The sequence below is a fragment of the Ruminococcus sp. RTP21484sp1_RTP21277st1_D2_RTP21277_210401 genome (assembly GCF_040924225.1).
In the GTDB taxonomy this organism is placed as follows: Bacteria; Bacillota; Clostridia; order Lachnospirales; family Lachnospiraceae; genus Blautia_A; species Blautia_A faecis.
Map to the genome: position 1 here is coordinate 73,353 of NZ_JBCOMJ010000001.1, position 18,263 is coordinate 91,615.

General features: G+C 37.7%; 16 protein-coding genes and 1 pseudogene. 2 read left to right on the forward strand and 15 right to left on the reverse strand.

Translation table 11 applies throughout. From position 1 onward, the window contains the following. Positions 1-119 precede the first annotated feature (119 nt). Positions 120-2,123 (forward strand): DUF2142 domain-containing protein, encoded by a 2,004-nt coding sequence (locus tag AB5706_RS00370; protein WP_368365647.1) that lies wholly within the window; start codon positions 120-122, stop codon positions 2,121-2,123. 96 nt (positions 2,124-2,219) lie between these two features. After that, positions 2,220-2,303: pseudogene (locus tag AB5706_RS00375) on the forward strand (DUF6783 domain-containing protein); the annotation flags it as partial. A 100-nt stretch (positions 2,304-2,403) separates the two neighbouring features. Here the strand turns inward: AB5706_RS00375 and AB5706_RS00380 are convergent. From AB5706_RS00380 to AB5706_RS00450, 15 genes are all read right to left on the reverse strand, one after another. Then, positions 2,404-3,339, reverse strand: a complete 936-nt coding sequence (locus AB5706_RS00380; RefSeq protein WP_148462165.1) for a glycosyltransferase family 2 protein — start codon at positions 3,337-3,339, stop codon at positions 2,404-2,406. Positions 3,340-3,557: 218 nt separating this feature from the next. Continuing rightward, positions 3,558-3,737 (reverse strand): hypothetical protein, encoded by a 180-nt coding sequence (locus AB5706_RS00385; RefSeq protein WP_226836596.1) that lies wholly within the window; start codon positions 3,735-3,737, stop codon positions 3,558-3,560. 201 nt (positions 3,738-3,938) lie between these two features. After that, a complete protein-coding gene (locus AB5706_RS00390; RefSeq protein WP_148462163.1) occupies positions 3,939-4,124 on the reverse strand; it encodes a hypothetical protein in 186 nt (61 codons plus the stop codon). 111 nt (positions 4,125-4,235) lie between these two features. Next, positions 4,236-5,255: an acyltransferase family protein gene (locus AB5706_RS00395; protein WP_368365669.1), complete on the reverse strand. Its 1,020-nt coding sequence runs from the start codon at positions 5,253-5,255 to the stop codon at positions 4,236-4,238. A gap of 469 nt (positions 5,256-5,724) precedes the next feature. Further along, positions 5,725-6,780 (reverse strand): acyltransferase family protein, encoded by a 1,056-nt coding sequence (locus AB5706_RS00400; protein ID WP_187566112.1) that lies wholly within the window; start codon positions 6,778-6,780, stop codon positions 5,725-5,727. A 50-nt stretch (positions 6,781-6,830) separates the two neighbouring features. Beyond that, complete coding sequence (locus AB5706_RS00405; protein ID WP_270413456.1) at positions 6,831-8,180, reverse strand: class I SAM-dependent methyltransferase; 1,350 nt, start codon at positions 8,178-8,180, stop codon at positions 6,831-6,833. A 22-nt stretch (positions 8,181-8,202) separates the two neighbouring features. Beyond that, complete coding sequence (locus AB5706_RS00410) at positions 8,203-9,039, reverse strand: NAD-dependent epimerase/dehydratase family protein (protein ID WP_148462159.1); 837 nt, start codon at positions 9,037-9,039, stop codon at positions 8,203-8,205. Positions 9,040-9,056: 17 nt separating this feature from the next. Further along, positions 9,057-10,511, reverse strand: a complete 1,455-nt coding sequence (locus tag AB5706_RS00415) for a glycosyltransferase family 2 protein (RefSeq protein WP_195380266.1) — start codon at positions 10,509-10,511, stop codon at positions 9,057-9,059. 19 nt (positions 10,512-10,530) lie between these two features. Further along, positions 10,531-11,427, reverse strand: a complete 897-nt coding sequence (locus AB5706_RS00420) for a glycosyltransferase family protein (RefSeq protein ID WP_187566109.1) — start codon at positions 11,425-11,427, stop codon at positions 10,531-10,533. A gap of 2 nt (positions 11,428-11,429) precedes the next feature. Next, positions 11,430-13,103, reverse strand: coding sequence for a glycosyltransferase (locus tag AB5706_RS00425; protein WP_368365648.1), 1,674 nt, complete (start codon positions 13,101-13,103; stop codon positions 11,430-11,432). Positions 13,104-13,119: 16 nt separating this feature from the next. Next, complete coding sequence (locus AB5706_RS00430; RefSeq protein ID WP_148462155.1) at positions 13,120-14,421, reverse strand: ABC transporter ATP-binding protein; 1,302 nt, start codon at positions 14,419-14,421, stop codon at positions 13,120-13,122. A 17-nt stretch (positions 14,422-14,438) separates the two neighbouring features. Then, positions 14,439-15,233, reverse strand: coding sequence for an ABC transporter permease (locus tag AB5706_RS00435; RefSeq protein ID WP_148462154.1), 795 nt, complete (start codon positions 15,231-15,233; stop codon positions 14,439-14,441). Positions 15,234-15,339: 106 nt separating this feature from the next. After that, on the reverse strand, positions 15,340-16,218 hold the full coding sequence (locus AB5706_RS00440) for a glycosyltransferase family 2 protein (protein ID WP_148462153.1): 879 nt from the start codon (positions 16,216-16,218) through the stop codon (positions 15,340-15,342). 89 nt (positions 16,219-16,307) lie between these two features. Then, the gene (locus AB5706_RS00445; RefSeq protein WP_148462152.1) at positions 16,308-17,300 is read right to left on the reverse strand and encodes a glycosyltransferase family 2 protein; all 993 of its coding nucleotides are present in this window, start codon (positions 17,298-17,300) and stop codon (positions 16,308-16,310) included. Positions 17,301-17,320: 20 nt separating this feature from the next. Next, on the reverse strand, positions 17,321-18,139 hold the full coding sequence (locus tag AB5706_RS00450; protein WP_368365649.1) for a glycosyltransferase family A protein: 819 nt from the start codon (positions 18,137-18,139) through the stop codon (positions 17,321-17,323). Positions 18,140-18,263 lie beyond the last annotated feature (124 nt).

An 18,263-nucleotide genomic window follows, 5' to 3' on the forward strand; every position in this document is an offset into this window, starting at 1 on the left:
TCTTATAAATCATTGCATATTTATTTCCAATTCGTTATAATATTTTAACATGAAATTTTATTTTTGTGTGAATAGCAGAGCATATTTCACAAATATTTTTTACACAGGAGATTCTATATATGAATAAAGAAAAGAAAATACCAGGACATATCCTCTCGCTTTTTATCATTCTTCTCTCTATCAGTGGTGTATGTCTTCTTATGTATAAAGCCCAGTTTCGGTTTAACCTTCATCAGCCCATTGAATATGTTATGATGACAACTCACAAGCCCACAGGTACCATAACCTTGACCTCGGATTCCCCCGTTCTTACAGAGACATTTACCTGTACAGTTCCTGAGTTGAAGATGTTTACACTTGAGGGCACTGCAAAAAATAAAAATTCCGATGCCCGCCTTTTCATCACTCTGGCAAATGCAGATTCCGGAGAAATTTATTATCAGGCAGAACACGCACTTTCCGTTTTCCGAGCAACAAAAAAGAAAGAACTGACCTGCGATCTGCCCCAGCCAGTAAGTGCCTCTGAAAATGCACATTTACAATTAAAACTGGAATTAATAAATGGGGACAAAACGGTTCTTTCTTTTACATCAAATGAAAAACAGGCCCTGGTTCAGGAGTTTAACAACGATACAAACAGCCATACAAATATTATTTATTCCTTCACTTACGGCGACAATAATTTCATGCTTTATTTTTATATTGCGCTGTGTGTGATCTTGCTTTTATTTATAATAATGACATTTTATCTGATCATTATCCGCCAGATGACTGTGACGAAATTTTATATTCCTGTTGCTTTATTTCTGGGACTGATTTTCCAATGTCTGGTTACTGTTCACGGAGTTCCGGATGAACCAACGCATTTTGATGCAGCTTACAGCCTTTCTAACAAAATGCTGTTTGTAAAAAATACGGAAACCCCAGGCAATACCATATATAAACGGCGTTGTGATGCTCAGTTAAGCGATATGTTAAGCAATGGACTGGAGACGAACTCCTACTACCAGCTTCTGTTTCACAGCTTTGAGTTTGCTTCGGATACGGATCTGATTGAAATTTCCTATGTAAGCACATCAGGTCTGGTTCCTGCAGTCGTTTATGTTCCGGCTGCAATAGGACTTAGTATTGGACGGCTGCTGCATCTTTCCCCCATGCTTACCTTCCAGCTGGCAAGGATCTGCAGTCTTGTGGTATTTATCCTTCTGGTCTATTTAGCCATTTGCATTGCACCATTTGGAAAAAATCTTCTGGGAGCACTTGGGCTTTTGCCTATCACACTGCAGCAGGCAGCTTCTGCTTCCTATGATTCTGTGATAAACGGGTTCATCTTTTTGTTTACGGCACTGTGTTTTTACCGTTTACATAACCCTAAGCGAAAAAAAAGTTACCTGATCGCTCTTGGATTTCTGGCACTGTTCATTGCAATTGTGAAAGGCGGGGTTTACCTTCCACTTTTGTTATTGCTGCTCATGTGTTTTTCCCATGTGCCCCATCATCACATGCATAAAAAGATGCGCTGGATCGTTCCTTTATGTATCTGCGTGGGAGCTGTCCTTTTAATTGCAGTTACTTTAATTAAATTTATGCCTATGTTTTCTGCAATGTTTGCCACAGATATTTCTGCGGATCCGGAAAATACTATTTATCCGATTTCATATGTATTCCAGCACCCGCTCCAGACCATTTATATTTTATGGAATACGGTCATCCAGTGCAGTGACACCATTCTACGAGGCTTATTAGGTGGAAAATTATCCTGGCTGGATATTAATATCAACTGGTCCCTTTTAATAGTATTCCTGATCATTCTTTTACTGCTTGTAAACGTAAAAGGAGACGCCCCGGTTTTCACCAGGAAAAACCGGACATTTATCGCCTTTAGCTGTCTGGGATCTTTGCTGCTGATCATGTTTTCCATGATGGTCGGTTATACCACAATGGATTGTGATCATATACAGGGCATTCAGGGACGTTATTTTCTTCCTCTTGCTCCAGCGCTGTTTTCCCTGTTCTCTACAGCTATGGTGTCTGTGGATCATAACCGCAGCTGTAAAATATGGGAAACTATGATGGTGATTGAAAGTCTTGTTGTTGTACAGGCTATAACAATGATCATATAACAAAAAGTGGAAGCCTTTTTTGTGCTTCCACTTTTTATTATTTCTCCAGGCAGACATATCTTCTCTAGAGCGTGTTTGAAAAGGGCTTTCTGCAAGATGTGCGTCACAATTTGTGGGAGATTTTGTCCGGATGAGGGCGCCGTAGCGGGCTACGACAATCGAATTCGGGCAAAATATACCGCAAAGTGGGGCATGCAGATTGCGGGAATGATTTTTCAAACAGGCTCTAGCGTTACTACCATATATGAACGTTCGTGCTTCGCACTGCTGTCCAGAACTTTCATAATAATTTGTTATACTGCTCCTGTATTCTCTGCAGTTCCATTTCAAAGTCCTGCCGGTTCTTCTGAACCATTGTCTGCAGGACCAGTCCGGAAAACAATGACTGAATTGCTCCCAAAACAGCAAAACCACATACGATCAGAGTAGGAATTTTTCCCACGCGTCCGGTTTCAAGGAAGGTTACAAATACCGGGATAAAGAATCCAATTCCAAGGATCAAAAGCACTGCTGCCACCAGTCCGAAGAATGCCATTGGCTTATAATTGCGGTATAATTTGGCTATGGTTTTCAGTACCCGGAAGCCATCTGAATATGTATTCAGTTTGGATTCACTGCCTTCGGGACGATCTCTGTACTCAATCACTTCATTTTCGATATACATGTTCTTATCAACTGCGTGAATGCTCATTTCAGTCTCAATCTCAAACCCCTTGGATAATACAGGGAAGGACTTTACAAACTGGTAGCTGAATGCTCTGTAGCCTGTCATGATGTCGTTTATCTGGGTTTTAAACATAATGTTAATGCATTTACGCACCAGACTGTTTCCAAAATTATGGAATGGCCGCTTATTCTCTGTAAAATAAGTAGATGACAGACGATCTCCCACTACCATATCAACCTTTTTATTCAATACCTTCTCAACCATTGAGGGGGCAAACTCTGCGGGATAAGTATCATCTCCGTCTGCCATGATATAGCACTGTGCATCAATTTCACGAAACATCCTGCGAATAACGTTTCCTTTGCCCTGCTGATATTCATATCTGACTACAGCACCTGCTCTGCGGGCAATTTCATCTGTATGGTCAGTGGAATTATTATCATATACATATATTACCGCTTCCGGCAATACTTTCTTGAAATCTGTTACAACCTTTTCTATGGTTTTGCTCTCGTTGTAACAGGGGATTAGTACTGCTATTTTATCCATTTTAAATGTTTTCCTTTCCGGTGATTCTTAAGTAAGTTTTCTTTACGCAAAAAATCCGTCGATTGTCTTGTAGCTTTATTTTACTACATAGGCAATCGGCGGGCAAGGGGATTGTTCCCCAAACTATCCGATCAATACTTTTTTCCCCTCAATGTGAACCTCCAGAAATTTTCCGCCTAAAACTCGCACCACAGCCGCAGTTGTGGTGCATTCCTTGTCTATTCCTTTGTTTCTCTCTCAGTTTCTTCCACATTCAGGAAGTTCATTATCTCCTCATAAGACCGTCCACTCTTTACAATTGCTGACAGGATTTCATCTTTCCTTATCGTATCCCGCTTGTCCAATAGCTCTTTCAAAACTGCGGTTGCATGGTCATATCTTTTCTTCGCTGCGATCACATCCGCTTCCACTTTGTAAAGCGTACATTCGCAATCCGCTTCTCTACTTGCTCATGAACGCAGTCGCTTCGCGATCTGTCAGTGGGAGCTTTCAATTCCCACTGACAGAAGCATCCCCCTCACCTGCTGCTTAGTGCTCCGCACACTTGAAGCGGGGGAATGCTTATCTGCGTTCAATCTTTTCATCCAGGGCTTGATCTCCTACTTTTTACTGTAAGCTTTTCCGTCACTGTAATAAATATGAAAGTTCCTTTTTTTCGTGTCTCCCTCGCATAAAAAACGCTTCACTATCATACCGTATACATCATACCTGTCAACATATTTCCCCCGGCTGTTCTCAAAACCGCCCTGATTTTCCTCTATGATTCCACGGATAAAGTCCTTCATTCCCTTCTTTTTCCGACGTGTGATTTTTCGTAAGTGACTCAAAACCACTATATTACATTATATCAGGAGAAACGTCTGGAGTCACTACACCATGTTTTAAGACACTTACAATCATTTACACTGTAACAACATTTTAACTAAAGAAGAAGTTTCATTTTGCAATTTTTCTATAATTAATTTTTCAGATGGCATTAACAATTTTTCTACAAGACATAATAGCAAAAAGCAATATATGTATGCTTGAATTGTAGTACTTATAGTTATTGAAATGTTGAATATACCAAGAATCTGCGGAACCAATTCCTTTATTATAAATTCATTTCCACACAAATACAAAGATGCTCTTCCTAATCGTTCCAATATTTCTACACCCGATAGAAAATACGAAACTCTAAGAACTAAAAATATAGAAGGAAGCGGAGTGATAATTTCAAACATCTTTCCAATTATATCATTTAATCCAATTATTTTAGACAATAAATTATTTTTCCAAAATAGGGAAAACGAATATATAAAACATAATAGCAGAGCAATATTTGAAATCCATTTTACAAGTGATTTCTTACTTCTAAAAAGTTTAAGGACCGGCTCATATGTAATAAATCCTATACAATAAAAAATAGTATAGTATAATGCACTATCAATATTCCAATACCAACTTGGTTGTACGGTGGGAGGTGGAGAAATCAAAAACTGTGAGAACATAAATAAAATTAAGCATGTAATAAATATAATAATTTTTTTATTCATTTTCTTTATAAAAGAAAATAATATTTCAATAACAAACAGACAAGAAAGAAACCATAATCCGCCCCCAAAATTTATATGATTTCGAATATCCCCTTTTAATAAAAGCATTAAATTCTCGTGTATATAAACATTTGTATTTATCAATACAGCATTATATAGAATGCCTAATATAGCGAAAAAGAAAAAAGGAATTAAAATATTAATAACCTTTTTTTGAATATTTTCTAATATTGTTTTATGATTAAAATTTTCAAGGCATCCAGACAAATAAAAAAATAAACATACGTGAAAACTAAAAACCCAATTATATGCATTTCCTGTCACAACTCCATAGTGTCCTAAATAAATAAAAAACATTCCAAAACATTTTGCAACATCAATTCATTGAATACGTTGTTTCATACTTCTTTCTCCCATATAATAAATTTGTGACTATAAATAGTAAGTGCAGTCTGAAACGCGTTATTGCCAAGATTTACAAATCTGCCCATGAAATAACCCCTCCATAATAACAAACCGCCGATTACCATGTAGGTTTATTTTACTACATTGGTAATCGGCGGGCAAGAGTGGAAAAATGTTCTTTGGGATGATATTCTCTATACGAGTTGATATTCACCAGCATATCGGGATCAAATGTCAAATTACATTCTTCAATTATCATTCCAACCCCTATCGTATAATTAATCAAATTATTCCATATCAGCATTGTATTCTAATTCATGTAAATATGGGAAAACGTGTACTACTTCCAAGATTTACAGAGCTATCCATAATAACCAGCGTCGATTACTATATAGTTTTTACATAGATAATCGACGAACAAAAGTCTAATATAATTATGCATTTTCTATAATCTGGCCAATATTTTCTTGCTTAGCTGCTGCATCGGCTTTTCTACGCATAAAAAAGAAAGCAGCGCTATTATGCATGTAATGCCAATACAAAATACCAATAACCAAATTTCTCCTATTACAATGCTGCTTTTATTAAACAGATATACTATGATCTGCTGCACAAAAAAACCATATAAATATAATCCATATGATATATCAGCCTGCGAAAAGCATTTTGCAAAGGTCGGTTTTTCCACCAATGCAAAGGAGAATATTGTATATGAAAATGTCACATATTTTAATATACAAAAGGTAAGCGATCCTGGGTTCAGACAGGACAACAGGAAGGCTGCCAAAATACTTACCTGAATATTTAACAATTTCTGCATACATGGAAAAGTGAATAACACTCCAATCAGATACCACGGAATCAGTTCCATCGCAGCCCATATATCTGTCCCATATATGACACAACGCCATTCAGGATGATACAAAAGTTTTACCATTTGTAGACAACATAATACAACGGTAATCACAGAAACAAAAGCAAAAGAATATCTCTTCTCCTTTTTTTTTCCTGCAAGAATCAAAATAATCGGAACCAAAATATACATTGCGAATTCTATAGGCAGAGTCCATAATGAACCATTTACTGCATTGGGATATGGATTTGTTTCAAACACTCCCGGCAGTGAATATGCTGGAAATAACAATATATTTCGCAGATAATTTCTAACCAGTGGTGACTGAAAATATTCGTTGATTGTAAGTGTTGACAGGATTGGTCCAATCACATAAGCAGCAACTAATGTAAATGCAATAAGCGCAGGAAAAATTCTAAAAACTCTTTTCGTCATATACCGTACCGGATTAGAATCTGATTCCCAGCTTTTCGCAATAAGAAATCCACCAATCAAAAAGAAGATTTTTACTCCGAGCGCCTGAATTCCTTCTCCCCATAATGTAGGAAGGGTATAGCCACCAATATATGCCATATGTCCAGCCATAACCATTATTGCAGCAACAAACCTAATGATATTAAAATTATTATCTCTTTTCTCCCTCGCCATTAAATAATTTCTTTCTCCATTTCCTCTTATATTTCACTTATGTGGATACATCACTTTGATTTTCTTTCCTGTTCTAATGCATCCGCACATTCTTTCCAGCCTTTTTTCGCACTTTCTAACGCTTCCGCACATTCTTTCCAGCCTTTTTTCGCATTTTCTAATGCTTCCGCGCATTCTCCCCAGCCTTTTTTCGCATTTTCCAATGCTTCCGCACATTCTTTCCATTCGGTACGGGTTTCTTCCAATGCCCCTGCACACTTTTTCCACTCAACACGAGTTTCTTCCAGTGCGGCTGTACTTTGCGCCAATTTATCCTCTACATTTTTAAGCTCCGCATTTTTTTCACTCACCATTTGCTGCGATTGCTCTAATGCTTGCTTTAATTCATCAATGTCTCTCTGATTTTTTTCCTCAAAGGCTTTCGCTTTCTTTAACTCATCTGCACACTTTTTCCATCCTTCTTCTGATACAAAGACCTGCTCTTTTAAAGTTCTTCTCTCATTTGGAAGCATTGAAAAATCCTTTTCCTGCAAATCTGCCCCTGAAAAATCAAGCACCTGATTCAGCTTTCCTACAAGATCATTACCCTTTTCCTGTAAAAGTCCTTCTAGATGATTGGTGTTTGCCTCTTTTTTGTTTTTATAATAGGTCAGTACAAACAAATGCTGAATCGCATTAAACCATGGATTTAACTGAATCAGTTCATACACGTTTGGATACTTTTTCTCCACTTCCTGCATAAACTCGGTTTCCCCGAAAGTACTTCCTATATATTCACAATCCAGTGCAAAGTCTGCTGTACTATTAATATCTTCGATCCACTCAATAAAGGAATGTCTGGTAAAATATTTCGTGTGTGTATTATCCAGCACACCCGCTTCGCGATAATTAAAATGATCATTAAGCAAATTTAAAAATATATCTGCATTATTCACATTTGGAACACTGATCAGGATTTTCCCTTTATCTTTCAAGTATCTGACTGAGTTTTCAATAACCCTTGTAGGATTTATTACATGTTCAAGAATGTCGATCAAGGCAATATAGTCAAATTCAAAAGACAGACTTTCTAATTCTGCAAATCCTTCATCCGCATAATCAGGCGCTTCAATATTTGTGCAGAATATCTTATTATATTTATATTTTTCCGATGCATTTCGACATGCTTCTGAATCAATATCGATTCCATATAATTGGCATTTTTTATTCAGTAGCATAGCACCAAATTTGCCCTCACCGCAGCCAATATCAAGCACTGTACTTTCTGCATTTACCTGGCGTGCAAGTATCGCAACATTTACATTGTCATTATCTTCATTCACTTTGAATTCCTCATTATGATATCTGTTTTCAGACGAGCGCCATACTAACTGATTCTTTTTTCCATTTCCGAATTCCACACGATCACATCCTTTTATAATGTTATTTCCCTGTTGTCATTAAAATTTTATTTATTTTCGTGCTATCGCCATAAATAATCTTGGAATCATAAGGTCTGTCAGGAAATGCTCCATATTTCAATTTAATCGGAAGTCCCTTTTCTTTAATGAATGCTTCCACCTTATCTTTCAGAGCAACTGGATTTCCTGTGCAGACATTTATAATTCCAGTAATTTCATCCTGTGTGCTTGCAGCTACGATTTCCATTGCAAGATCTTTTATGTCAATGAAATCATATTTGTTTTCACCTGAAGTAAATGGAAATTCTTCTTTTCCATCTTCTACTGCCTGAAGCAGCTTTGTGAAAATAGAACTGTTTCGTCTGTCATCTCCCAGAATGTAATATGCTCTTAACCAGTAAATCTTCACATCTGAATTCTGGGTTAGCAGTAAAAGAGACTGTCTCAATGCATTTTTTGCAATACCATACTGTGATAATGGATTACACGGAGTATTTTCATCCACTGCACCTTCCCAGAATCCAATCTCATGCATGGTTCCCATAACTGCGATTCTTTTGCAGCCGCCATCAATTAAATTCTTCAGAAATGTAAAATGCTTTGATAAGTTTTCCATATGCTTTGGTGAATTATGCACAAATCCATCCTGCCATGCTAAATGAATACATAAATCAGGACATTTTACCTTTTCATAAATTCTGTCATCACCGGAAAATATATCCACATCCAGAATTTCAGCTCTTGAGTCAATTTCCTTATGGTTAAAGTCAATTGCATAAACCTCATGACCTTTTCCCAACAATTCTTTTACTACATATTTTCCCATATAGCCAGCAGCACCAGTTACCAATACTTTCATTATCTTACCCTCCTGATCTAAAAATACCCTTTGTTATGTAGTTTTCTCTTTTTAAAACATTTTTTCAATGGGAAAATATTCAGCAGCGTATTCACCCATCCTTTGGTTTTCACCCGCCGTTCAAATTCCCCTTTCACATTCACAACATCGAGCAGTCTTTCATCTTTAAGTTCCCACACGATTTCCGGATCTGAGTTAATGAAAAATACTCCCTCTTTCGTCTCCAGGCCGTTATGTACACAATCCTCTAACGTAAGTACTTTTTTCTCTCCGTTTGTAAACCAGATATCCACACTGAAATTTTTCAGCATAAACAGTCCTTCTTCACATAAATCGAATCGCATTGCTGTTAAATCATTTGTTTTTTCTTCAAATAGAAACCAGATGTCAAATTGCGGTGCTTCTGCCTTATTCACGGCCTGAATCACCTGATTATTGCTAAACCTTTCACCTTTACTGAAGAAAAGTTGACTTACCATTTCGCCATTGGCATTTACAAGATTCTGAGCTGCACCAGCTGTTGACAGCTCTATGATTCTTCTGATATTTCCTGCCGGCAGAATAATATTCTGACTGTTGTAAGTCTCTTGTACAGAATGATACGTTGCATCCCAATTTTCCTGATCATGCAAGGTGGCAGATGTTTCAATGTTTTTCCAGAATCTGTAGATTGCTGTCGGTGCTTCAATATCGGAAACGCCGCATAAAAAAGCGGTTCTCATAAAATATTCCCAATCTTCTGTCACATTAAGGCTTTCGTTGAATATAATTCCTGCCTTCTGAAAAATATTTACAGGAAACGCCAGAGTCATCAATGGGCATCTGTTAACAGATAACTGATTGATCAAATTAAAGGGAACACAGTAGTTTGCAGACGGAGCAGCCACTGCACAATATCCCAGTTTTTCCAGATTTTCCCAGTCCTGTGCAAATGCAAAAGAATGAAGAATACGGCCCTCGTTTTCTTCTGCACACTTTTTAAATTCCTCTACCCAGTTTGAGAAAAGAATATCATCATCATCAAAAACAGCTGCATACTTGCCCCACGCATGGGAAAAACCATAATTCAGCGGAGTTGTTCTGGTTCCTTCATTCAGACGAAAGAATCTTATTTTCTTTCTGAATTCCTCTTCCTGATCTTCCAGAATTTCTTCGATCAACTTACCATGTTCTTCATCAGCTTTATGCGCAATCAATAATATTTCAAAGTCCTGGCATTCCTGCGCCTGCAGACACAGCAGGGCTTCGCGCAATCCCTGCTCTCTCTTTCCCTGCGTACGGATAATAACGCTTAAAAAAGGAGAATTTTCCTTTTTTTCACCTTGAATGACAGGAAGATATTTCTCTTCGTATAATTTCTGGTTTTCTTCTGTATTTAAATGCTCTAATCCTTTTAAATACAGCCCAACATTACTGTTCGCTGAAAATTCACCAATAATATCTTTCCAACTATTATTATTTTTATTATTCATACTCATTTCCTCAAAGCAATTAGTGATTAAACTTAAATCGCATCTTACAATATTCATCCCCTAAAAATCTTCCGATTTTATGTTCTGGATCTATCATTTGGGGTAAAGTACCCTCTTTTTCTCTTTTACGATATTCCTGCGCTGCTTTTTTTTCGCTTTCACCACCATGAGTCAGATACTGCTGGCAAAGCTTTTCTGCCCTTTCCGGATTTGACCATTTATAGGCAAGAAGCATGGCTGCTTCTGCAGAATAATATATTTCTGCGGATGTAGGCTGCCAGGTTCCTGATAAGGACAGATTTTTAGCATGATATACAATAGCGGATGGCATATAAATGATTTTATAACCAGCCAAGCGCACACGCCAGGAAAAATCCAGGTCATCACAATATAAAAAGAAGGTTTCTGCATCAAAACCATTTATTTTATTGTATACCTCTGTTTTAAACACAGTACAGGCAGTAGATGCCCATTCCGTTTCTCCTGTTTTTGTATTATATTCCTTTGCATGCTCCAGCGGAGTCTGTCTTGCCTCCACCATTCCAACCTCTTTCAGTTTAAGAGGTTCCATCAGCTTACACAGACAGGTTGGCTCCAAAATAACATCTGGATTCATGATCATCATAATATCAGCATCTGTATTCTCAGCCATCAGATTATGACCTTTGGCAGTTCCGGAATTAAATCCAAATACTTTATATTCAAATTCAATTTCCGCCTTCAGCATTTCACGGATATCTTTCTGTGTTTTTTCATCCAGAACAGGAGTTGGTGTAGAGTCACCATAAATAAGCCTCACCTGCAGATCTCCCACGCGTCTGTGATAGACTTTTACAGCCTGCTGAAGGGCTTTCATTGCTTTCACCAAAGCGTCTACCTGATTTCCATAAATTACAGATTGAATTTGTAATTTCATTATTATTTCTCCCATATTCGTTTTTTTCCATATACAGCCAGTCTTGCTGCACTCACAGGAATCTCATAGGATTCGTGTTTTTTTCGTACTGTTTTTAATGCCTCGTCTAATTGATGCTGTCGTTCTTTCTGAATCTTCTGTTCAAAAGGAACTCTATACAAAGATGTTGTTTTTTCCACACAAATATACTTTGTCCTTTGTGCATACCTTACCCATAAATCCCAGTCCTCCAGATAATCCAGTGAGCTGTCAAAGCCCCCAAATTCTTCATAAAGACGTCTCGAGAACATAATGCATTGTATTGGTATAAAATTATGATAACACAGCTCTACTTCATCAAATGCAGTCGTATATCGCTTATTATAAGCTTTAATATGGTATTTGTACGGAGAGGTGCTTTCTACAACAACCGGAGTCTCAAATCCAAATGCATATGCTGCAAGATATTTTCTGTTCTGCGCCAAAGCCTGTACCAGGGTTTCTACATGATCCGCAAAAAAGATATCATCATCGTCCAGAAAATTAATATATTCCCCGGCTGCTTTCGATAATGCAAGATTTCCCGCTTCTGAACGTCCGGCTTTCTTTCCGGTGGAATAATATCGGATATTCAAATCTGAAAATTCTTCTACGATCATTTTTTCAGCAGAAGCCTCACCATCTTCCACCACTATAACCTCTATATTGGAATACGTCTGATTTCGGATGCTGATCAACGCTTCTCTTAAAACTTCTGCACGCTGACAGGTTCGCACAATAATGGAAACCAAAGGACAAAATTCACAATCCTTCTGTGTTTGGATTTTATTGTCACGCGTAATTTCATAATCCCACTCCAGGAACTGTCCCACCTGCGCCCTGGCATAACTTTTATTATTAAAAGAAGAGATACATGAAAAATGTGCCGCAAAAGCCTGAAGCAATTGTTTTTTTGCTCCCGGATAGGGGGCCCGATGTAAAAAAAACACTATTGCAAACTGAAAATAGCCTCTCATCACATCGGAAAAGCTGCCAAAACGATATCGCAGCAGCAGATTATTAATCAGAGAATTTACATACTGCGCCGGCTTCACCGCTCCAATGCTTTCGTACGAATAATGCATTATTTTCACAGTCGGACAATATTTAATTTTGTAATCGGATGCTCTCAGACGCCAACTGAAATCCACGTCCTCCGCATACATAAAAATATTTTTATCAAACCCCTGAAGTTTTTCAAAAATTTCTCTGCGTACTGCAAATGCTGCTCCGGACATCCAACTTGTAATGCCAGTAACAGGATCATAAATTTTGGGATGCTCATATGGCAGCTGTCTGAATTCCCAGGCTCCGATTTCTTTCGATGACTCTGCAATTATCTCTTCCAGCCGCTTAAAAGTATCTTCGAATACCTCTGTATCAACGTTCAAAAAGCAAACAATTTCATCCTTTCCAAAGGATGCTCCCAGATTATTAGCATTTCCAAAACCCTGATTCTGTTCCTGCTGAATAATCTCAAAACGGCTGAAGTCGTATTTCTTTTTATAAGCAGTCAGCAATTCTACCGTCTGATCACTGGAATGATTATCCACAAAAAACAACTTCAGATCTGAAGAAAGTGCCTTTGCCTTCAGCAGAGAATCCAGGCACCTTTTTATCCATTTTTCAGAATTATATGTAACAATTACAATATCCATATTTTACCCACAAATTCTATAAAAACATTACATTTTCCTGTCGATTAGAAAAGGCTCTGATCTTGCTTGGAATTTCAATATAAGAAGAATTGTAACCTTGATTTACGACTTCCAGTTCCATAATACCATGAAGCCAGGTAAGCATTTCATGCTTAGACTGTGTACCCTGACCTACCGCTGCTCCTACCAGATAAACACCATTCATGATACGCGGCAATGTATATTCGTACACGATCTCAATAATGTCATTTTTCTTTCCGTTGACCACTTCGCCCTGATTAATAAAATTGTTAATATCAAACAGAGGAAGTCCTTTGTTATTCTCCAACACAAATCCAACAATCAGGCTTGGTGCATCTTTCATACACTCAATTACTACATGAGTTCGATAAGTTTTATCAACGTACAGTCGATTTACCGCTTTATCTTCGGAATCTGTAAAAAACAGAGAACGGATTGCCACACTGTCATTGTGAAAACGATCCTCCACAAAACTGATCTTGGGATATTTTCTCTCTTCATCAATTTTTTCCATGAAGACATTCCCTGCAACTTCATCCTGAATATGTCCGGCCACATATTCTGCTGATTTTCGCTTTTCGTCCATATACATATCACAAATATGCGCAGCTTCGCCAAAGGCTCTGACCGTACCATGATCAAGCCATAAAACTCTGGAACACATCTGGCGTACACTTCCGATATCATGAGATACAAAAAGAATCGTAACGCCATTTCGTTTTAACTCATCAAATTTTTTAAAACACTTGTTCTGGAAGAAAATGTCTCCAACACTCAGTGCTTCATCTACAATAAGAATATCTGGTTCCACATTAATCGCAACTGCGAAAGCCAAACGTGCAAACATACCGCTTGAGTAAGTTTTCACCGGCTGATTGATAAAGTCTCCAATATCCGCAAATTCTACGATTCCGTTAAGGCGCTCATCCATTTCCTTACGTGAATAACCCATCATACGGCCATTCAAATATATATTTTCTATTCCAGAATATTCTTCATTAAAGCCAGCTCCAAGTTCCAATAAAGCAGAAACCTTACCTTCTATCTGAATATTTCCTGCTGTCGGACTTAAAACTCCGGTTACAATTTTCAGCAAAGTAGATTTACCGGCACCATTCGTTCCGATAATCCCCACTGTCTCGCCTTTTTTCACATTGAAGCTTACATCCTTAAGCGCCTCAAAAGTTTTACTCTGCTTCTTGCCAAAGCCTAACGCTTCCTTTACACGATCAGACGGTTTATTATATAAGCGATATGTTTTATTCAAATTTTCTATATTCACTGCATAATTTTGCATTCCTAATATCCTCACTTCTATAATACGTCAGCAAAATGCTGTTTTAATTTTTTGAAGCAGCTCATTCCTATTAAACAAAAAGCCAACGCAATCAGCCAATAATACAAATTCCATCCGAATCCATATTCCCAAAAGCATTTTCCACTCATCAATGCGTCACGATAGCCTCGTACCGGATAAAACAAAGGATTAAAGTTCAGTGCCCACTGTACCTTTTCATCAAAAATACTCATCTGCCATACAATCGGTGTTATCCAGAAAACAATCTGTAGAACAATGGATACGATTTGAACGACATCCCTAAAAAAAACAAAAAGTGATGCAGTGAAATACGATATTCCAATGCATACAAGAAGCATGTAGACAATATAATAAACTAACTGTAACCAATACACACTTGGCATCTGTCCATATACGATAAATAATATCGCTGTAAAACCAATTAAAAATAATTGTACAAAAAACACAGATACAACTCTTGCAACTGGCAATATATTAATATTAAACAAAACCTTTTTTACAAGATAACTGTATTCTACTAAGCTTGAAGTTGCATTTGTAATAGAATCACTTACAAAAAACCATGGCAATAAGCCGGATACCAGCCATAATATGAATGGATAGCCGTCTACATCTCCATTTTTGAATCCAATCTGAAAGATGAACCAGTATATTAATACCGTAATAACCGGCTGAACAAATGCCCAGAAAAATCCCAACACAGAACCGGCATATTTTGTTTTAAAATCATCCAATGCAAACTGACTAACAAAAAATAAATTTCCTTTCAATTTCTCACACCATTTTTTCATGTATTCCACCTGATCATTTCAAATATTTGTCCTTTTAAATCGAAGTTATCTTATCATATATGTATATAAAACGCAAGAAAACCACATGAAAAAGTATCTCTCAGACTTACTCTTCTCCCAGCATCTCCAAATAAACCTCACACGCCCCCACAGTCTTCTCCATCATAAACCGAATCCGCTTCTTTTCTGTCCCATAGCTTTTCTTGGTTGCTGCACCGCTTTCATGTTTCACCGACATGGAAGGATCATACACAATATTATAGCCTTTTCGCTGACAGCGCAGCGCCAGTATATATTCTTCGTAGAAAAACCGGGTTTCCGGCTCAAAGGCTTTTTCTTCTTTTTCGACAAATGATGGAGTAAAAATAAGACAGGCGCCAAAAGGGACAATATTTTTCTGAAGCTGACTATAAAGTGTCATATGTTGTTTCTGATTTTCTATCTTGTTTTTTTCCGCTTTTTGAAGCATATGGTAAACAACAGGATACATGACTGGATAAAAACGTAACGCCAGGCGGTTCATTTTTATAGTATATTCTGCTTCTTCTTTGGTTCTAAGTCTGGTATCCATTGGGTTCTGATGTTCACCGGTACTCTGCCTGATCACATCGGGACCCAGAACATAGCATTGATTATTTACATAACTTTTTTCCAGTCTGCTGATAAAGTCTTTTTGTGTAAATTCAATGTCATTATTCAAAACAATGATATAGCTTTTCCCAAAATGTTCTCTGGCGTACTGATACCCTTGATTATTTGCATAAGAAAAGCCGCCATTTTCTTTTATCTGCAAAACCTTGATTCTGGAATTCCCCTGATATTTTTGGAGCAGTTCCTGTCTGTCTTTTTCTTTTTTCTGAATGTCGTTGTCTACGATCACAATCCGGATACGTTCCTGCTGTTCCATTGCCAATATAGACCTGACACAGGTATCCGTTACTGAATAATCTTTATAATGTAATATCACAAAGCTTACGTATTCCATTTGTTTTCCTCTTAATATTTCTACTGAAATTTTACTTCAACATTTAAAATATGAAGCATTGGAAATAGCACGCCACACAATCTTTTTTGTTATTTTTTTTTACTGATCAGCCAGCCAAAGGGCCTAAGAAGTTTCGTTTTTAATAAAAGAATCAATACTTTTACTGCTGCTTTCTGCGTAAATGGAATGTCCACCTTTGCATTTAGCTTTGCTTTACTGTTTTTCCAATAAGCTGGAAAATACATATTTACCGTACAGCTGATATAATCGCACAATTCCCTGATTTTCTCCCATCTTGCTCCCGGGGCGAGCTGAAACAGACAGGTTGCAAAAATCCTCATAACAAACAGCTCATAGAATTCCGGACTGTTCTGAATTCCAATTTTATTTACTCTGGTTAAAGTATTTTCCAGGCCTTTATACGGAAGAGAGTATTTTTCCAAACCTTTGAAATTGTGAATCGCTGACGATGCGTGCTGCACATAATAATACCCGCATTCCGGCAAGGTAGCGATTCTTGGACATACAGCAGAAAAAAACAAAGAAACCGGCATATCCTCCCCTCGCTCACCGCTTTGAAATTTCACGTCATACTTTTCCCACAGTTCCCGTTTGTATAAATGGGAACATACTGCTGAAATTCGGAATGTCCACTCCTCATTTTCCAAACGTTTATACACACCCGGAATAATCTTATTCAGCTCTTTTCCACCTTCGTCCACATAAGTCAGGCCACATATTACCATATCAAGAGTTTCTTTTTCCGCAAGACTGTACATTTTTTCAATATAGTCTTCCTGCAGGTAATCGTCTCCATCCACAAATGTAAGGTATTTTCCGGTCGCTTTCTCTACACCCAGGTTTCTGGCTGCTGCCACGCCTTTATTTTCCTGTTCTAACAGAATAATCCGGCTGTCTTTCTGCGCCAATTTACGCAGAATTTTCCCGCTTTCATCTATACTCCCATCATTGATTATAATGATTTCCAGTTCGGGTAAAGTCTGCGCCATAACCGAGCAGATACATTTTTCTACATATTTTTCACTATTATATACTGGAATAATGACAGATACTTCCGGCATGATTTTCTCCTTAATTCTCTTCACACCTCATTAGATTCTTCACTCTTCTGGTAAACCTTCTCAATCATTTTCGCAACCCACCCCGGCCAAAATTTCCGGAACATATATAAGTCTTCCGCTCTTCTTCCGTTTTCCTCAATCAGTTCCGAGGTTGTGGATTCCTGATGGATCCGGTGCTCCATTCCTGCCCTTGCAGTGTATGCAAACTCGCCTTTTCGCCTGGAAATTTCTTCCCATGCCTGCCAGTCAATGTTGCTTTTCATGTTATTTTTAAAGGAAAAACTGTCCAGATTTTCTTTTACAAGGGTGACTGCAGGGCAACAGATAGCCGATCCTATGGAGAGAATTCTCCTTCGAACAAAACGGTTTTTCCAAAAGCAAGTCAGTTTCAGAGGAGTCAGAAGCAGACGTTTCACCTTAAGAAGCCGGTTAGTTGTCACCGTTTTTCCATTTCGAAGTTCATTATAGTCTGTAAAAATAATAAGAGGATGACGACATTTCTTCGCAGCTGCCAGTACATCCTCCGTGTAGTTTACATAATATCTGTCATCCTGATGAGCGAGGGTTACAAGCGGTGTTGTTGCACAGCTATAGGCAAAATTCCAGTCTCCGGCAAGACCTTTTTCACCGTGGTTTATATGAACAGGTATTCCATACTTCTCACCAATTCCATATATATATGAATTGGGAGTTGAAGTCGCGATCAGAATTCTGGTTCTGACCTTCTGCGCCAGAAGAGACTGTACACATTCTTCCAAATACGGACTCTCACCGTACGCGCATACCGCAAATGTATGAAGATTTATTTTATCACTATTATCAAAATTCTTTAATCCCATATTTTTCATTTTCTCTATAAACTTTTAGATATATTCATTCCAGAACATGTTTGAAAAAGGCTTTCTGCAAAATATCCCCCAAAGTTGGGAGTACAGACTGCTGGAATGATTTTCAAGGAAACCA

What these genes read in the sequence shown, in the direction of transcription:
- AB5706_RS00370 (WP_368365647.1), top strand. Translation starts at nt 120, where the DNA reads ATGAATAAAGAAAAGAAAATACCAGGACATATCCTCTCGCTTTTTATC.
- AB5706_RS00380 (WP_148462165.1), bottom strand. Translation starts at nt 3,339, where the DNA reads ATGGATAAAATAGCAGTACTAATCCCCTGTTACAACGAGAGCAAAACC.
- AB5706_RS00390 (WP_148462163.1), bottom strand. Translation starts at nt 4,124, where the DNA reads ATGAAGGACTTTATCCGTGGAATCATAGAGGAAAATCAGGGCGGTTTT.
- AB5706_RS00400 (WP_187566112.1), bottom strand. Translation starts at nt 6,780, where the DNA reads ATGGCGAGGGAGAAAAGAGATAATAATTTTAATATCATTAGGTTTGTT.
- AB5706_RS00410 (WP_148462159.1), bottom strand. Translation starts at nt 9,039, where the DNA reads ATGAAAGTATTGGTAACTGGTGCTGCTGGCTATATGGGAAAATATGTA.
- AB5706_RS00415 (WP_195380266.1), bottom strand. Translation starts at nt 10,511, where the DNA reads ATGAATAATAAAAATAATAATAGTTGGAAAGATATTATTGGTGAATTT.
- AB5706_RS00420 (WP_187566109.1), bottom strand. Translation starts at nt 11,427, where the DNA reads ATGAAATTACAAATTCAATCTGTAATTTATGGAAATCAGGTAGACGCT.
- AB5706_RS00425 (WP_368365648.1), bottom strand. Translation starts at nt 13,103, where the DNA reads ATGGATATTGTAATTGTTACATATAATTCTGAAAAATGGATAAAAAGG.
- AB5706_RS00430 (WP_148462155.1), bottom strand. Translation starts at nt 14,421, where the DNA reads ATGCAAAATTATGCAGTGAATATAGAAAATTTGAATAAAACATATCGC.
- AB5706_RS00435 (WP_148462154.1), bottom strand. Translation starts at nt 15,233, where the DNA reads ATGAAAAAATGGTGTGAGAAATTGAAAGGAAATTTATTTTTTGTTAGT.
- AB5706_RS00440 (WP_148462153.1), bottom strand. Translation starts at nt 16,218, where the DNA reads ATGGAATACGTAAGCTTTGTGATATTACATTATAAAGATTATTCAGTA.
- AB5706_RS00445 (WP_148462152.1), bottom strand. Translation starts at nt 17,300, where the DNA reads ATGCCGGAAGTATCTGTCATTATTCCAGTATATAATAGTGAAAAATAT.
- AB5706_RS00450 (WP_368365649.1), bottom strand. Translation starts at nt 18,139, where the DNA reads ATGGGATTAAAGAATTTTGATAATAGTGATAAAATAAATCTTCATACA.